The 15,169-nt window shown below is 60.1% G+C and carries 16 protein-coding genes and 1 pseudogene; 12 read left to right on the top strand and 5 right to left on the bottom strand.

Annotated features, from left to right (window positions below; translation table 11 throughout):
* Positions 1 to 529 precede the first annotated feature (529 nt).
* Together BHD07_RS11670 and BHD07_RS11675 are read left to right on the top strand one after the other, a co-directional pair.
* Complete coding sequence (locus BHD07_RS11670) at positions 530 to 784, top strand: type II toxin-antitoxin system Phd/YefM family antitoxin (protein WP_338280214.1); 255 nt, start codon at positions 530 to 532, stop codon at positions 782 to 784.
* A pseudogene (locus tag BHD07_RS11675) lies at positions 781 to 1,197 on the top strand (type II toxin-antitoxin system VapC family toxin); the annotation flags it as partial. The gene BHD07_RS11670 and the pseudogene BHD07_RS11675, both read left to right, overlap by 4 nt.
* A gap of 73 nt (positions 1,198 to 1,270) precedes the next feature.
* Here the strand turns inward: BHD07_RS11675 and BHD07_RS11680 are convergent.
* A complete protein-coding gene (locus tag BHD07_RS11680; protein WP_338280217.1) occupies positions 1,271 to 2,575 on the bottom strand; it encodes a PQQ-dependent sugar dehydrogenase in 1,305 nt (434 codons plus the stop codon).
* Between the two features lie 240 nt (positions 2,576 to 2,815).
* Here BHD07_RS11680 and BHD07_RS11685 point away from each other — a divergent pair, with 240 nt between their 5' ends.
* Positions 2,816 to 3,928, top strand: a complete 1,113-nt coding sequence (locus tag BHD07_RS11685) for a flavodoxin family protein (RefSeq protein ID WP_445190482.1) — start codon at positions 2,816 to 2,818, stop codon at positions 3,926 to 3,928.
* A gap of 78 nt (positions 3,929 to 4,006) precedes the next feature.
* Positions 4,007 to 4,375: a PRC-barrel domain-containing protein gene (locus BHD07_RS11690; RefSeq protein ID WP_018096592.1), complete on the top strand. Its 369-nt coding sequence runs from the start codon at positions 4,007 to 4,009 to the stop codon at positions 4,373 to 4,375.
* 865 nt (positions 4,376 to 5,240) lie between these two features.
* Here the strand turns inward: BHD07_RS11690 and BHD07_RS11695 are convergent.
* Positions 5,241 to 6,479, bottom strand: a complete 1,239-nt coding sequence (locus BHD07_RS11695; protein WP_338280222.1) for a bifunctional alpha/beta hydrolase/OsmC family protein — start codon at positions 6,477 to 6,479, stop codon at positions 5,241 to 5,243.
* Between the two features lie 165 nt (positions 6,480 to 6,644).
* Between BHD07_RS11695 and BHD07_RS11700 the strand changes: the two genes are divergently transcribed.
* The 6 genes from BHD07_RS11700 to BHD07_RS11725 all read left to right on the top strand — a co-directional run bounded on the left by BHD07_RS11700 (position 6,645) and on the right by BHD07_RS11725 (position 10,338).
* On the top strand, positions 6,645 to 7,058 hold the full coding sequence (locus BHD07_RS11700; RefSeq protein WP_338280224.1) for a hypothetical protein: 414 nt from the start codon (positions 6,645 to 6,647) through the stop codon (positions 7,056 to 7,058).
* A 266-nt stretch (positions 7,059 to 7,324) separates the two neighbouring features.
* The gene (locus BHD07_RS11705; RefSeq protein ID WP_018096595.1) at positions 7,325 to 7,798 is read left to right on the top strand and encodes a MarR family winged helix-turn-helix transcriptional regulator; all 474 of its coding nucleotides are present in this window, start codon (positions 7,325 to 7,327) and stop codon (positions 7,796 to 7,798) included.
* 372 nt (positions 7,799 to 8,170) lie between these two features.
* Positions 8,171 to 8,791: a hypothetical protein gene (locus tag BHD07_RS11710; RefSeq protein ID WP_338280226.1), complete on the top strand. Its 621-nt coding sequence runs from the start codon at positions 8,171 to 8,173 to the stop codon at positions 8,789 to 8,791.
* Between the two features lie 151 nt (positions 8,792 to 8,942).
* Complete coding sequence (locus tag BHD07_RS11715) at positions 8,943 to 9,197, top strand: type II toxin-antitoxin system Phd/YefM family antitoxin (protein WP_338280214.1); 255 nt, start codon at positions 8,943 to 8,945, stop codon at positions 9,195 to 9,197.
* Positions 9,194 to 9,616, top strand: coding sequence for a type II toxin-antitoxin system VapC family toxin (locus BHD07_RS11720; protein WP_338280227.1), 423 nt, complete (start codon positions 9,194 to 9,196; stop codon positions 9,614 to 9,616). Before BHD07_RS11715 ends, BHD07_RS11720 begins: the two co-directional genes overlap by 4 nt.
* Positions 9,617 to 9,948: 332 nt before the next feature.
* Positions 9,949 to 10,338 (top strand): ester cyclase, encoded by a 390-nt coding sequence (locus tag BHD07_RS11725; protein ID WP_338280229.1) that lies wholly within the window; start codon positions 9,949 to 9,951, stop codon positions 10,336 to 10,338.
* Positions 10,339 to 10,421: 83 nt separating this feature from the next.
* Here BHD07_RS11725 and BHD07_RS11730 read toward each other — a convergent pair whose 3' ends face one another.
* Together BHD07_RS11730 and BHD07_RS11735 are read right to left on the bottom strand one after the other, a co-directional pair.
* A complete protein-coding gene (locus tag BHD07_RS11730; RefSeq protein ID WP_338280231.1) occupies positions 10,422 to 10,802 on the bottom strand; it encodes a type II toxin-antitoxin system VapC family toxin in 381 nt (126 codons plus the stop codon).
* Positions 10,799 to 10,999 carry a type II toxin-antitoxin system VapB family antitoxin gene (locus BHD07_RS11735; RefSeq protein ID WP_338280233.1) on the bottom strand — a complete coding sequence of 67 codons (201 nt, stop codon included), beginning with the start codon at positions 10,997 to 10,999 and terminating at the stop codon, positions 10,799 to 10,801. Before BHD07_RS11735 ends, BHD07_RS11730 begins: the two co-directional genes overlap by 4 nt.
* A gap of 379 nt (positions 11,000 to 11,378) precedes the next feature.
* On the opposite strand from BHD07_RS11735, the gene BHD07_RS11740 reads away from it, so the two are divergent.
* Together BHD07_RS11740 and BHD07_RS11745 are read left to right on the top strand one after the other, a co-directional pair.
* Positions 11,379 to 13,328, top strand: coding sequence for a calcium-binding protein (locus tag BHD07_RS11740; protein ID WP_338280235.1), 1,950 nt, complete (start codon positions 11,379 to 11,381; stop codon positions 13,326 to 13,328).
* Positions 13,329 to 13,698: 370 nt separating this feature from the next.
* Entirely contained in the window at positions 13,699 to 14,400 is a 702-nt protein-coding gene (locus BHD07_RS11745; RefSeq protein WP_338280237.1) for a class I SAM-dependent methyltransferase, read from the top strand.
* On the opposite strand, the gene BHD07_RS11750 is transcribed toward BHD07_RS11745, so the two are convergent.
* Positions 14,372 to 15,169 (bottom strand): ABC transporter ATP-binding protein, encoded by a 798-nt coding sequence (locus BHD07_RS11750; protein WP_338280239.1) that lies wholly within the window; start codon positions 15,167 to 15,169, stop codon positions 14,372 to 14,374. The genes BHD07_RS11745 and BHD07_RS11750 overlap by 29 nt on opposite strands.

Consider the following 15,169-nt stretch of genomic DNA (forward strand, 5'->3'; position numbering starts at 1 on the left):
CATGTCAGGAATCGAAGATCTGACCTGAGCGTCGGAGCGCGCGGCATTTTTCCTAACCCGCGCCGGCGACGGGATTGTCTTCGAAATGCGAAGAATGGATTCACCCGAATGCTGGATGCGTATCCTACGGTATTTTACTTTGGCTTCCACAGAGGGGGCGTTACAATCGAAGCATCGTTCTCCAAGCTTCTTCACGCACTATCGCGAAGTGAGTTGCAGCAGACCTTAGCGGCCGTGCCACAAAATAGGAGTGCCGCTTGCAAAGATGCATGTGCGCGATGATGCAGCCTAGGGGAGCGACGAAGAGGGACCGCACAGGCAGGTAGAAGAGGCAAAAGAATCAGAGTTCGGGATCGGCCATTCGAACAAATGTGCTTGAATTTCAACCGTCGTCCGAGCAAGCGGACTGTATGATCAGACGGCTTGTGCGAGACGAAGCGATTGGATGTCGAGCGCGCTGGTCCCGTGCGGCTTGTTTTCTCTTGTTTTGACGGCTATATGTAGGTAACTACCTACATGGAGGTGAGTTGTGGGTATTACGACCCTTTCCAGCCGAGAGTTGAACCACGACGTGAGTAGCGCCAAGAAGGCAGCAAAAAGCGGCCCGGTCATCATTACGGATCGCGGCAAGCCTTCCCATGTGCTCATGACCTACAATGAATTTGAGCGCTTGACCGGCAAGCACCGCAGTCTTGTCGAGGCTCTCGCCATGCCCGGCCTGTCGGGGATCGATTTCGAGCCGCACCGCGTTGAAATCAGTCCCCGCGACGTGGACCTGTCTTGAGATATCTGCTCGATACTAATGTGGTTTCCGAACTGCGCAAGATCGGTGACGGCAAAGCCGATGCCAATGTCGTCGCATGGATCGGAGCGGAAGATGCATCGCGCTTTTTCCTTTCGGCGATCACAATTCTCGAACTGGAGCGGGGCGTAGTCGGGGTGTACCGCCGAGACGCCGCACAAGGCGCTCGGTTGCGTTCCTGGCTCGACAGTCACGTGCGTCCGGAATTCGCCGGCCGTATTCTGCCGGTTGACGATGCGGTTGCGACACGTTGCGCCCACCTGCACATCCCCGACCGGCGCAATGAGGCCGACGCGCTAATTGCGGCGACGGCTCTGGTTCACGACATGACCGTTGTGACACGAAACACCAGAGACTTCGAAGGCACCGGCGTCGTTATCGTCGATCCTTGGCAAAGGTTGACCCTTCACTTCTATCCGAATACAGGCGCGGGTACTCCAGTCTCGCAAATGCGCACCCGTTGGACGCTCACGCCGCCGCGCCCGTCACCCTCCAGATCACGTCGCCGACATCGTCCGCTACCAGCAAGGAACCGTTCGGGCCGAGGCTGACTCCGACCGGCCGTCCATAGGACGCCCGCTCGTCGGGCGAAAGGAAGCCGGTCAGAATGTCGCGCGGGGGGCCGGCGGGGCGTCCGTCTACGAACGGTATGAAGACAACCTTGTAGCCGCTCAGCGAGCTGCGGTTCCAGGAACCATGCTGACCGATCACCATCCCATCCGGAAAGCCGGGCAGAGTGCCTGCGGGAAGCCAGCAAAGACCGAGCGATGCAGTGTGTCCGCCCAGGGCATAGTCCGGCGTCAAAGCGGTTGCGACCAAGGCCGGATCCTGCGGCACCCGGTGGTCCACGATCTGCCCCCAGTAGCAATAGGGCCATCCATAAAAACCACCGTCGCGGACGGATGTCAGATAGTCGGGAGGCGTCTCGTCGCCCAGCCCGTCGCGTTCATTGACGACCGTCCAGAGTGCACCTGTCGTTGGCTCCCATGCCATGCCTACCGGGTTCCGCAAACCGGAGGCAAATATGCGGTGTTCACCACTCTCGAGGTCAAGCTCGTGAATGGCCGCCCGTCCTTCCTCGGCCGCCATGCCGCGCTCGCCTATGTTGCTGAGCGACCCGACGCCGATGAAGAGCTTTCGTCCATCGCGACTGGCAAGCAGGCTGCGTGTCCAGTGCCCGCCGCCCTTGAAGTCTGCCAGCGTTCGCCCTGTCGCGCCGATGCTGGTGTCGCCCGTTTCATAGGGGAACGCGACCACCCCGTCCGTGTTGCCGACATGTAAGGTATCGCCCAGCAACGCCATGCCGAACGGCTGATTGAGCCCGTCGAGAAATACGGTGCGTATTTCGGCCACGCCGTCGCCGTCAGCATCACGCAAAAGCGAGATGCGGTTCGGACTTGCGCCCACTGCAGCGGCGCGTTTCATTGTGGTGAACATGGCGTAGTCGAAGGCAGATTTGATGCCCCCCGGCTCGCTGAGCGCCTCGGCGACCAGTACGTCGCCATTCGGCAACACCTCAATCCAGCGAGGATGTTTGAGCCCGGCCGCGAATGCGTTCACCTTCAGCCCAGCCACGGCAGTCGGCATTTGCCCATCGGTCCATCCCCTGGCCGTAGGCATTTTCAGGGTGGGAATGCCCTGGGGCTTGGCTCCCGGGATCTTCGGGGCGGTACCATAGGCGGGTTCCAGAGAAGCGCCGTTCTGGCGGCGCACAAGGATTGCGGCGGCACCGATCAGTGCGACCAATCGACCAAAAACGTCTGACAGGCCCATGTGTCCTCCTAACCTTTTGCGAAAGCTAGCCGAAGCGCCCGCGGGTGGATACCCTCAAACTGCATTGTTCTGTGGCTGGGAAACGTCTCCTGTTGCCGATTGCCTGATTCGCCAGCGCTGCTATCGCGGTCGCTCGCATCTCCTTCGCACGCGTCGGAGGACGGGAGGCCAAAGCCGCCCTATCGGAACAATCGGCGTCGTGGTCGATTACAATGGAACTTGCCAGCTACGTTGGATGGGATGATGGCAAAGATCCCCGGGACGCAATCTCTCCCGCCAGTGCTTGAGCCGCGAACGGGAACGCCGAGCCCCAGGCTGGCCGAGAACGAATTTCGCCGCCGCTTCCTCAGCCGTTTCCAAGACCCGGTTTTCAGCGGTCTTCGATCGGAGCTGGATAAGATCGCCGCGGCGGCTTGGGATGCCTATTCCAACGAGCGAAAAGCACCCAACACGCGCAAGGCCGGCACTGCCTTCAAGGACCCCGATTACGACCTGTCCGTCGATTGGCTCGCGGCGCGCGACGCAATTCATGCTGCGCAAGAGCGTCATTCGGACCGTTGGGGTCCCGCGCGCATCCTGTTGATCAGCGGGTCATCGCGCAGCGAACACACTTGTCCCGGCGAAATGTCGAAATCCTATCGGCTGACGCGGATCGCGCAGGAAACGATTGATCAAACGGCGGGGGTCAAGACCAGCATACTCGAGCTGCACCGCCTTACTTCGGAATATGGGCGAACGATCCACCCGTGCAAGGCCTGCTTTTCCACCTCGCCGGCCCTCTGCCACTGGCCGTGCTCCTGCTATCCCAACTACTCGCTCGGCCAGGTCGACGACTGGATGAACGACATCTATCCGATGTGGGTAGAGGCGCACGGCATCATGATCGTCACGCCTGTGAACTGGTATCAGGTCTCGTCGCCGGTAAAGCTGATGATGGATCGGCTGGTTTGCGCGGATGGCGGCAATCCGGACCCTACCCTGACACAGGGCAAGGATGCGAAGCTCGCAAAGGCGCTTGAACTCCAAGGCTGGAACTATCCTCGGCATCTCGCCGGGCGGCTCTTCTCCGTCATCGTTCACGGGGACGTGGAGGGGGCCGAGAACGTTCGACGCAGCCTGTCCGACTGGCTGTGCTACATGCATCTCGAGCCGGCGGGGCCCTTGGCGGAGATGGATCGCTATATCGGCTACTGGAAGCCATACGCGCTCAGTCACCAGGAGCTTGATGCGGACGAGGCCGTGCAGGAAGAGGTCCGCAATGCGGCGCGAACATTGGTCGAGGCGGTGATGCTCAAGCGCGCCGGCAAGCTCGTTTCGGCGGGTGGCGAGCTCTCGGCCCCACGGCAGAAATAGTCAAGCTCTTGCCCTTGGGAAGCGATCCGCGGAACAACTCATATCCAGGAGCGTTGGGCCACCACAGGAGGAATAACGATGGCCGACCCTAATCTGCATCAATCGCATGACCTCATCGCCAGCGACATGGTCGTGGGCACCACTGTCTACGACATGAACGGCAATCAGGTAGGCTCAATAGAGAGGATCATTCTGGAAAAACGCGGTGGACGCGTCGCCTATGCCGTGATGAGCTTTGGCGGCTTTCTCGGGGTTGGACATGAACATTATCCGCTTCCCTGGGAAATGCTCGACTACAATACGGATCTCGGCGGTTTCCAGGTGAACATCACAAAGGAACAGGTCGAGGGAGCCCCGCGCTATCCCGCAGACCGGGAATATGACTGGGGGCCCGAAAGCGGCCGTAAAGTCTACGACTATTATGGCATTCCGCCCTATTGGGTATGAATTCGCAAATGCTCAGCGCTCCCCGTTCCGCGTTGATCGCGGCGTGCTGTCCATGGCCGCTTCGCTGCCGGATTGCGATTTCGAGCGGCGTTCACCGAGGAGCGCCTTGACGGCAAGCGCCAACAGGACGTGATCTATCCGCCTGGATCGGGACTACTCCGAAAGCGCGCTGCTAGGTACTCTCCCGCGCTGCTCTTGTAGCTCTCCAGGTCTGGTGTCTTTGCGCCCCCGGGCGGGGGCCTCGTGCAATTCGGCTGCGTCATCGGCTCGTTGACGGGTGAGACGGCCGGCCGCATACCCAGCTTCAAATGCTTCGCGTGTTCGTGCCATGTCACGGTTGCACCGGGCAACATGTCCCAACCCTCGCCACCATTCTTCCCAAGCATCCGTTACTTGCATCTGAACCTCCCTGGCGCAGCCGGGACCGCTTCGTGCGGAAGTTGAGCCGAACGGGTCGTCGGCCGCATTGCTGGCGAGGTCGTCCGAGGTGACACTATTCAGCAATGCAACTCGCGAGCGCGCCGTTTGCCCTTTGGAACTACGTCGCGCGCGCACTCCCGGCTGAGTGCCAAGCAATATATATCATAGCATGATATATGCAGAGAATGTAATCGGTGCCTTTCGCTCACATAATGGCGCCGTTCAGCTCGTCAAGCGTTGTTTGTCGTGCTTCGGTCCTAAGGGCCCCTTGCAAACCTCAGCACGATTGCTCGCCTCTCGCGAACGCGAATTCAAGTTGCCTCCACGCGAAGTCATTAGCACCCGGCGCGGTGGGCGTTCTGGTGTCAGACACCGGTTAGTCGCCCATTCAACACCAATTGCTCAGCGTTCCCCGAAAACGGAAGGCCGATTCGGGCGCATGAAGCTAATGTGATCCTGGTTTCACGGTCGTCCTGATCTTCGCCACTGCCTCGAGCGTGCGATGGACCGGGCACTTGTCGGCAATTTCGGCGATCTTGCCGCGAAGCTCCTCCGAGACCTCGCCATCGATGGAAATGACGCGTTCGAAACGATCGATCCTGCCCCCGCCGCTGCGTTCCGGTTCGGTGCACTCTTCGCAATCGTTTGCATGGATCTTCGCATGCGAGACGTCGACGCCGATGCGTCCGAGCGACAGCTGCTTATGGTCGGCATAGAGGCGCAGCGTCATCGAGGTGCAGGCGCCAAGAGCAATGGACAGGAAGTCATAGGGCGATGGTCCGGAATCGAGCCCACCCACGCTCTCTGGTTCATCGGCGAACAGCCGATGACCGCCAGCCTGAATCGCGTTCTGAAACTTGCCTTCGCCCGTTTCCATCACACGCACATGTTCAATCGGCCCGGTGCCCTGCGGCGTATCGGCGGCAAGATAGCGGGTCAGCCATGACGAAATGATCCGTCCGGCAAAGGCCGCATCCTTGGGGTCGGTGAGCAGGTGATCGGCACTGTCGAGCGAAACAAAACTTTTCGGATGCCTCGCCGCGCTGAAGATCTCAGTAGCGTTCTCGATTCCGACCGTCTGGTCCAACGGCGCGTGAAGAATGAGAAGCGGTTTTCTCAGGCTCGCAACAGAGTCTTTTATGCGCTGTGCACGCGCGTCTTCGACAAATTGCTTTCTGATGAGGAACCTGCGCCCGGCAAAATCAACTTCGGCCGACCCGGTCTTCTCGATCTCCTCGAGACTCGCTCCGAAGTTCTTCAAGACGTGGCGGACATCGGCCGGCGCACCGATCGTAGCAACGGCGCGGACCTCAGGAATGTCCCCGGCGACGGCCAGGACGGCGGCGCCGCCGAGTGAGTGGCCGACCAGAAGCGACGGCGCTTGATAGTGTTGGCGCAGATAGTCGGCGGCTGAGAGCAGGTCGGCAACATTGGAGGAGAAATTGGTCGAGCCGAACTCACCTTCGCTCGACCCCAAACCCGTGAAATCGAAACGCAGAACAGCGATACCTTCGCGCGCCAGCTCTGCTGCAACGCGGCGCGCTCCCGCGAGATCCTTGGAACAGGTGAAGCAATGGGCAAAAAGCGCGTAGGCGCGCAATGGCCCGTTCGGTAGATCGAGGCGCGCGGCGAGCGTCGCGCCGGAATGGCCGGAAAATTGAAGCCGTTGCGAGTTGAAAGACATGGTGACTTCTCCGCTGCAAGGAAATCATCATTCTACATCCGCAAGACCATACGGCGAGACAGAATGGCGCCGGCGCGCTCGCCGCCTTTGAACTCGGGCCCACTCCAAGAGTTTGCTTGAACAGAAATTATATCATACTATGATATAAAACGGAGGAGGAGAGACATGGCCGAAACGAATGACAGCGGTTGGGCGGCGTACCGACCTTCCAAGAGTGTATGGTTCTGGTCGGTTGTCGGCTCATCGATACTGACTATGGTCGTCGGTTTCACATGGGGCGGTTGGACGACAGCAGGGCGTGCCGGAACCATGGCCGATCTCGCGGTCCGGCAGGCTCGTGCAGAGCTCATTTCAAACGTTTGCGTGCACAATTTCGTGTCCGCCCCCGACGCGGCACAAAAGCTTGTGGAACTCAAGTCCAAGTCCAGTTGGGAACAAGACAATTTCATCGAGGAGGGAGGCTGGGCGGTCGTTGCTGGTCTGTCGAAGCCGGTTCCGGATGCGGCCGATACCTGTGCCGATGCGCTTGTAAGCTTGGAGGAACTTCCATCGCTCTCGGAAGTCGAGACGAGCAGCTGAACGGCGTCTTTGGACGAATATTGGCTGTGGCGGCTGGGGCGAGGGAAGGGGCAGCCTGAAATGATTTCAGGCTGCCCCTTCGGCATTTGATTTATACCTCAGCTTGCCAAAGACATGCCCTCGCAATGACAGTATTTGGCGATATAGTTAGCGAGCGCGGCACTTGCGGCATTCGCCGTTCAGATAAGTGGGCGCGCTCGCGCCTCCTCCCTCCTGAGGTGCAACCAGTATATATCATAACGTGATGTAAACAAAGGATGTTACGAATGCCCTCCGGCGCAGGTTCTAGGTCCCGCACACAAGTCCCTGAGATTGCCGATGAGGAGGCGCTTGATCCGGGGGTGTTCGAGGGGCTGGCCGGAGTCAGGCTGGCCATGCGTCGCTTCCTCTCCTTCAGCGAGGCGGTCCTTTCCGAGGCGGGCGTGACTTCGCAACAATACCAAGCACTGCTGGTACTCAAAGTTGCTCCCCAAAGCCGAATCATGCTCCGACAACTCGCCGAAGAGATGCTGATACAACATCACGGCGCGGTTCAGCTCGTTGACCGGCTGGTGGCGGCTGGACTGGCCCTGCGGATCCCATCGGCCGACGACAAGCGCCGCGTCCTTGTCGGCCTCACCGATTATGGCGAACGGGTTCTGAACTTCCTGGCCAAAAGACATCTGGGTGCGATGCTCGATAACGAGCCGTTGCTGATTGAATCTCTCTCGCGTCTCCGCGCATTGGCTCGGACCGGGTAACCCCGGTCCAGTCCGCTGGTCGCGTCACGTGGCGAACTGCCCAAACTACCTGATCCCGATCACCGACTCGGAGATGAATTCGAGGTCGGAGACCGCAAGGTTTCTCAGAGTGGCCCCCTTTACGGAGGCGACCCCGCCGTGTCGTAGTCCGATCAGTGACAAGGACCACGCTTCCTCCGGCCGTTTGGTGCGGGTGGAAACGGCCGGGCAGCCATTCCCTGTAATGCAACACAACGGATGTTCAGCGGTTGCAGGAGCGAGCCCTCTCGCCCGCCGCTGGGGCTTCCACGCGATTGGATCGCTGACCGCCAAGTGGCATTGGCGTTCAAGGTATTGGACACCAAAGGTTCGCACGTCTGCCGGAGAAACGGGATGCAGTGGATTGAAGATCATCGCGAACTTATCACCGCGCTTACCGGGCTGGGGACCCTGGCCGTCTGGGTGGTTTACCTGCAGGTGTTCGTCAGCAACTATCGAAGGCAGCTCCGCGCCACCTTGTTGATTACGCGCGGCGCGGGAGCCGGATTGGACGCTCACTGCTTCCTCAGCAATATGAGCTCGGGACCAGTCCACGTGGCGAGCGTGTTTGTTAAACTGGAGACCACTGCGGGGTCGCTCATCTGCCCTGTAACGGACATGCTGCATCCGGAAGGAGAGTCTCCGGCCGAAGCTCGGCAGCGCACCCGGCAAGGCCCTTTAGGGAGCGGCGAGATCAGGGATCTGGGTTCCTTCGGGACCCTGATGCGCCACGCGCTGCATGCCAGATCGGAAAGCCCGCCTGCCGGCGAATGGCACAGCGAAGTTCGCTCCATCATGGTCGAAATCGTAGGCCATTACGGCTCGGAAGACCTTCCCATCGGCGCGCGCCGAGTTTTCGTTGTGCTCGAAAATGCCGGCGGACCGGTGATCCGTGGAAGAGAGCTACAAACGGAGCAAATCAGAAGCAGGCGGGACAGAAGAAGGCTGATGGCCGATTTGGAACGTGATCGTTGAGTGTGTTCCCGGCATCGCATGATGTATCGAGTAGAAAGCTGCAGCGCCGGACATCGCCATTGAACCCCTGGTGCACGCGCTGGTCCCGTGCGGCTTGTTTTCTCTTGTTTTGACGGCTATATGTAGGTAACTACCTACATGGAGGTGAGTTGTGGGTATTACGACCCTTTCCAGCCGAGAGTTGAACCACGACGTGAGTAGCGCCAAGAAGGCAGCAAAAAGCGGCCCGGTCATCATTACGGATCGCGGCAAGCCTTCCCATGTGCTCATGACCTACAATGAATTTGAGCGCTTGACCGGCAAGCACCGCAGTCTTGTCGAGGCTCTCGCCATGCCCGGCCTGTCGGGGATCGATTTCGAGCCGCACCGCGTTGAAATCAGTCCCCGCGACGTGGACCTGTCTTGAGATATCTGCTCGATACTAATGTGGTTTCCGAACTGCGCAAGATCGGTGACGGCAAAGCCGATGCCAATGTCGTCGCATGGATCGGAGCGGAAGATGCATCGCGCTTTTTCCTTTCGGCGATCACAATTCTCGAACTGGAGCGGGGCGTAGTCGGGGTGTACCGCCGAGACGCCGCACAAGGCGCTCGGTTGCGTTCCTGGCTCGACAGTCACGTGCGTCCGGAATTCGCCGGCCGTATTCTGCCGGTTGACGATGCGGTTGCGACACGTTGCGCCCACCTGCACATCCCCGACCGGCGCAATGAGGCCGACGCGCTGATTGCGGCGACGGCTCTGGTTCACGACATGACCGTTGTGACACGAAACACCAGAGACTTCGAAGGCACCGGCCTTGTTACCGTCGATCCCTGGCAAGGCTGACCTTTCACTTCTATCCGAATACGGGCGGTCGCGGCCGGGCAGCTGGATCGCCGGATAGAATCCGTTCAAGGCGACGGATAGGAATCGACCTTCTCACCGAAGCGCCGGGCGCATCTGCCTGTAGCCATCGTCCGCGATCGGGCGGAGAGCCCGAAGAATAGAGATAATGCGGCAGCCGGCGACATTGCGTGCAAAATCGGAGACATTGGTGGATCAACTCCTATGGGAAAGACGTTGCGGTCCGCCCTGCCAATTGCCGCATTGGAGGAAAGCGGCAGTACGCTATCTCTCGACATTTGAAGCCGCGTTGCGTGCACCTACTGGAGGAAATAATGAGCGGAGAACTCGCTGACATTTATCGTGCCTACCTGGATTGCCTCAATCGACAAGCCTGGGACGAGCTTGGTCAATTCGTTGACAACGATGTGCGGCATAACGATCGCCTTCTAAGACTATCGGGCTACCGGGAAATGCTGGTGCAGGACTTCGTAGACATTCCGAATTTGCAGTTCAACATTCAACTGCTTGTCTGCGAACCGCCGCGCCTTGCTGCCCGCCTTTCATTCGATTGCTCCCCGAAAGGCGAGTTCATGGGTCTAAGCGTCAATGGACGTCGAGTGTCCTTCACGGAGAACGTTTTCTACGAGTTCGTAGGATCGAAGATCCGGTCGGTATGGTCGGTAATCGACAAGTCCGCGATAGAGGCCCAGCTCCCATACTAAAAAAAGAGAGAGAGAGAGAGAGAGTGTTGAAACGGTCCTGACGCCACCAGCAAGAGCAACGGTCATGGCCTTTTATTCAGTGTTCAGTTCCGCGTATGGGGGGTGTGCAACGACGCCCCCGCCTTTTCGGCCGCCGCCCGCAAACGCTTGTCTCTCGTCCACAAAGCCACTCGCTGATCGAGGAGAACCGATGCCAGCAAATGGGCATCCGTGTAGCCAATCCCCATGCTGAAAATGGCGTGGCGATCAACCATCATCATGACCTCGTGGTGCGTTGCGACGAGTGCTTCGCGCTGAGCCATCAGGAATGCTATCACACTACTGCGTTCCCGAAGACTGCCGAGTGCAAGCTCTCCGATCACGGCCGGATGGCAGAGGAGACGATCGTCCTCAATAATCCTACGCAGCTCGGCATCGGTATGCCGGAAATGATCAATCCAGATTGAAGTGTCGGCAAGAATCACTTGGCAGCTGCGCTCCGGCGGCGTGGAGCTGCCGCCGCATCCGGCATAGTTCCCCCGAGCGCGATGAGGCGTTTTCCTGACTCCACACGGACAAGCGTCTCCAATGCCTGGCGGACCAGAGCGGCGGTTTCTTTCGTGCCGGTTAGGGACTTGGCCCTTTCCATGAGAGCGTCGTCGAGGTTGATAGTCGATCGCATCGTTCGGGTTCCTGATTTTGGTGCTACAAATAGCACCATTTGGTGAAGAAATCTACGCCTGGATTGGCCATCGTAGCGACCGCGTCGGCCGCACGAGCCTAAGGCTGGCTAGGGCCGAGGGTTCGAATCCGCTCAAGGCGAGGGATGCAGGTCGATCTTCCCGAACTCCGGAGCGATGCTGAAGTGTAGCGGCATTCGTGACCGGAGAGGCGCTTCTGTCTTTAGTAATTTGTTTCAAATTTCGATCATAATTAAATATAATATCAGACTATTATTGTAATTGAACTTGCCGAGAAGCAGAACTATATTTCCCTGATCAACTATTAGGTATCGGCTTATCTTCCGGACGCCTCGTGTCTCAGCTGGGAGGAGCGGTTTCATGACGACGATCGTGGGGACGGGCGGGGGCGATACGCTGCGCGGGACGGACGAGACGGATCGCATCTGGGGCCTTGCCGGCAATGACGACATCGATGGCGGTGGCGGAGATGACCTTGTCGATGCCGGTGCGGGAGACGACGTCGTCAGGAGCACAAGCGGCTATGACCGCCTCGACGGCGGCGACGGCGACGACCGGTTGATCCTCGCCGGGACGGGCGGCGCGGTCACCGGCGGCGCTGGCCACGATACCCTCGCCGTCAATGCCTCCTTGGCGACGGAGGACGTGATCTTCAACGGTCTGCAGGGTCACGCCATGATAGGCCGCGATCCCTCGACCGCCCAGCATGTCTTCTTCCGGGATATCGAGCGCCTGGAGCTGCTCACCGGCAGTGGAAATGACATCGTCTACGGCAGTACGCGCGACGATGTCATCGTGACCGGTGACGGGTCCGACGCGATCACCACGACGCTGTATTCGGCTGTGATCGATGGCGGCGCCGGACGGGATTTGGTTACAATCGACAATTCCGAAGACGTGGATGGCGTCACCATCGACTTCGCCGCGGGCAGTGCATCGACCGGCACGGTCCTGCGCAACCTCGAGACGGCCCGTGTCTGGACCGGAAGCGGCGACGATACCGTGATCGCCGGCGGCCTCGACGATCTCCTCGCCAATACCGGTGCGGGTGACGATCGAATCGAAGGCGGAGACGGCAACGACAACCTGAACGGCGGCTTGGACAATGACGTTTTGTCGGGCGGAGACGGCAATGACGGCCTGACCGGCGATGCCGGCAATGACCGCCTCTTCGGCGGGGCGGGGAATGACGGCCTGTCCGGCGGGAGCGGAGCCGACTCGATGTCCGGCGGCGACGGGGATGACAATGTCAGGGCGGGAGCCGGCAATGATATCCTCGAGGGCGGCGCCGGCGATGACAGAATGGACGGTGGCCCGGGAGACGATCGCCTCTTTGGCGGATCGGGCAACGACATCATGGAAAGCTTCGACGGTCGCGACGTCATCGACGGCGGCGATGGCGACGACCGGATTTCGCGTTTCTCCGGCAGCGGCCCGGCAACGATCAGCGGCGGCGCGGGGAATGACCAGATCAGAGCGTGGGGTTCGGACAGCGTCGACGGCGGCACAGGGGATGACCGGATCGGAGCGGGGAGCTCGGGCAGCGTCGACGGGGGGGAAGGCAACGATCACCTCGCGTTCGAAGTGTCCCATCTGCTTGGGCCTGTCGATTTCGACGCGACGCGTGGATCGATCTCGACCGGGCTGACATGGACCGACATCGAGAGCTTCACCGTGTCGAGCGGGAGATTTGGCGATCTTGACGATACGCTGCGTGGCGCCGACGGGGCTGATCAGCTCTCAGCCTTTTTCGGTGACGATCTTTTGGAAGGACGGGCCGGAGACGACCGCCTGTTCGGTGGCGATGACAACGACCGCCTGCTCGGCGGCGACGGCGACGACTTCCTGTCCGGCGATTTTGGCGACGACCGCCTGCTTGGCGGCGTCGGCTCCGACGATCTGCGGGGCGAAGCTGGGGTCGACGATCTGAGCGGCGGTTCGGGTGACGATCACTTGTGGGGACATACGGGCAGGGACCGGCTGTCAGGCCAGGAGGGAGCCGATTATCTGCACGGTGGCGGCGATGCTGACATCTTCCAGTGGTACGTCTCGTCTCTTGAGACCGACAGCGTCGACCGCATCGCGGATTTCAGCGCTTTGGCGGGCGACATCCTCAGCTTCGCCATCGACGCCGACGGCCAGATCGCCTCGATCCGCAGCTACGCGGATTTCCTGGCGGCCTCGCATGACACGCAGGACGGCGTTTTCGTCACGCTCGACGGGTTCCACGATGCCGGCATCCTGATCGAGGGCGTCACCCTCACGGAGATTTCGGCCGAGAACCTGTCCTTCACCGAGTTCTACTTTTGAGGCGCATGGGGGTGCCCGAACCGGGGATGTCAATGGGCGTCGAATGGGATGTGGCGCTCGCCGTGAGGTACCGCCCAAGGGAGTTCATCCTTCCTCCACGAGGCGGTTGCAGGCCGTCTTCCCGGGATGTTCACGTCCTGCGTTAAGAGGATCGCAAGCCGGCCACTCATGAGGGCCGGCGATTGCGATGGTCGTAGCTCCTCGTCGCGACTCTGGCATGCGCGCCGAGTAACCGAAGGGGCGGCGTTGCGGTTATCGACGGCACTCATCCGGAATATCGAGTTCGAACTCATTTCGATTTGAGCTATCCACGTCGTTCTGGCGACCCTATGAGAGTCGCATCAGAAGAATCGCACGGGAGAGACGGCATATGAGCCATGAGGCACAGAAAACCATCACCACATGGTACGTCGACCCGGACGCGGAAGACAGGATGGCGGACGGACACGCCCCGATCTGGCGGCATCTCGTAGGGCTCATCGTCGAGCGCGATCTTTCGGAAAAGAACGTCCTCGACTTCGGTTGCAACCAGGGCGGCCTGCTGCGGCATCTTTATGCGATCAGGCCGTTCCGCAAGGCGCTAGGCATCGACATTGCAGAGCAATCCATCGCGAAGGCCGAGACTTTGAAGGGCAACATTCCCGTCCAACACGCTGTTGGTGGAACTCTCGAAGGCTGGGTCGACGAGTTCGATCTCGCGATCAGCCATGAGGTCATTTACCTCCTCGAGGACATCGGCGCCCATGCCGCCGACATCTTCAAGGCTCTGAAGCCGGGTGGAGTGTACTACGCCGTTACGGGTTGCCACACGGACAACCCGCTCTGGCCGAAATGGCGGGAGCTCGTGGCGAGGCGCACGAACACCGTCGTCCAGGATCGCTCCATTTCCGATTACTGCCGCGCCTTTGCGAAGGCTGGCTTCGAGGTCTCCGGCCGGAAGCTGGAGTATGACGGGTACATTCCATTCGTCGAGGATGGCTGGACTCCGGATTTTGCCGATGCCCTGAACTATTACACCCAGACCAAGATCGTGTTCCGCCTGATCAAGCGCCGGAACGCAGGAAGCGTGTAAGCTCGACGTCGAAATGCGGCGGCTTGTCCGGGGCGACCTCGACGAACCGCCCCTTCACCCGGAATGTCTTTTCGATCAGGCCGCTTTCGGCGAGTGCCTTCGGCTCCCCGTCGAAGCGCAACTCGCCTTTCTCCAGCAGCGAGATGCGGTCGCTGATGGCAATCGCCTGGTTGATGTCATGAATCGCCATGACGATCGTCACGCCTTTCTCTCGGCTGAGGCGATGGACGAGGTCCAGAACCTCCACCTGATATCCGATGTCCAGGAATGACGTCGGCTCGTCGAGCAGAAGGATGGCTGCCTCCTGCGCCAGCGCCGCCGATATCCACGCCCGCTGCCGTTCGCCGCCCGAGAGTTCCTGAAGCGTTCGATTCGCCAGACGCGTGAGGCCGGTGCTTTCAAGCGCCCATTCGATGGCCGCCTCGTCCTTGTGGTCGTAGGAGCGGAAGAGCCCGACATGAGGAAAGCGCCCCTGCCGCACAAGCTGGGCGATCGTCATCTCCTCGGGGGCGGAGGGCTGCTGCGGCAAGAAGGCCAGCTTTTTGGCGATGGTGCGCCGCGACATCGAAGTCACCGCAACATCCCCGATCTTCGCCTGCCCCTCCGCGGGGCGGATCAAGCCTGCCATTGCCTGTAGTGCCGTGCTTTTTCCGGAGCCGTTCGGTCCGATAAGGGTGCGGATTTCGCCTTTCTGCACCGATAGCCGAAAGCCGCTCAGCGCCTTCCGGCGACCGTAGTTAACCGATAATTGCGTACATCTCAGAGGCAT

Origin of the sequence: Sinorhizobium sp. KGO-5 (genome assembly GCF_036245905.1) — a bacterium.
GTDB classification, from domain to species: domain Bacteria; phylum Pseudomonadota; class Alphaproteobacteria; order Rhizobiales; family Rhizobiaceae; genus Sinorhizobium; species Sinorhizobium meliloti_A.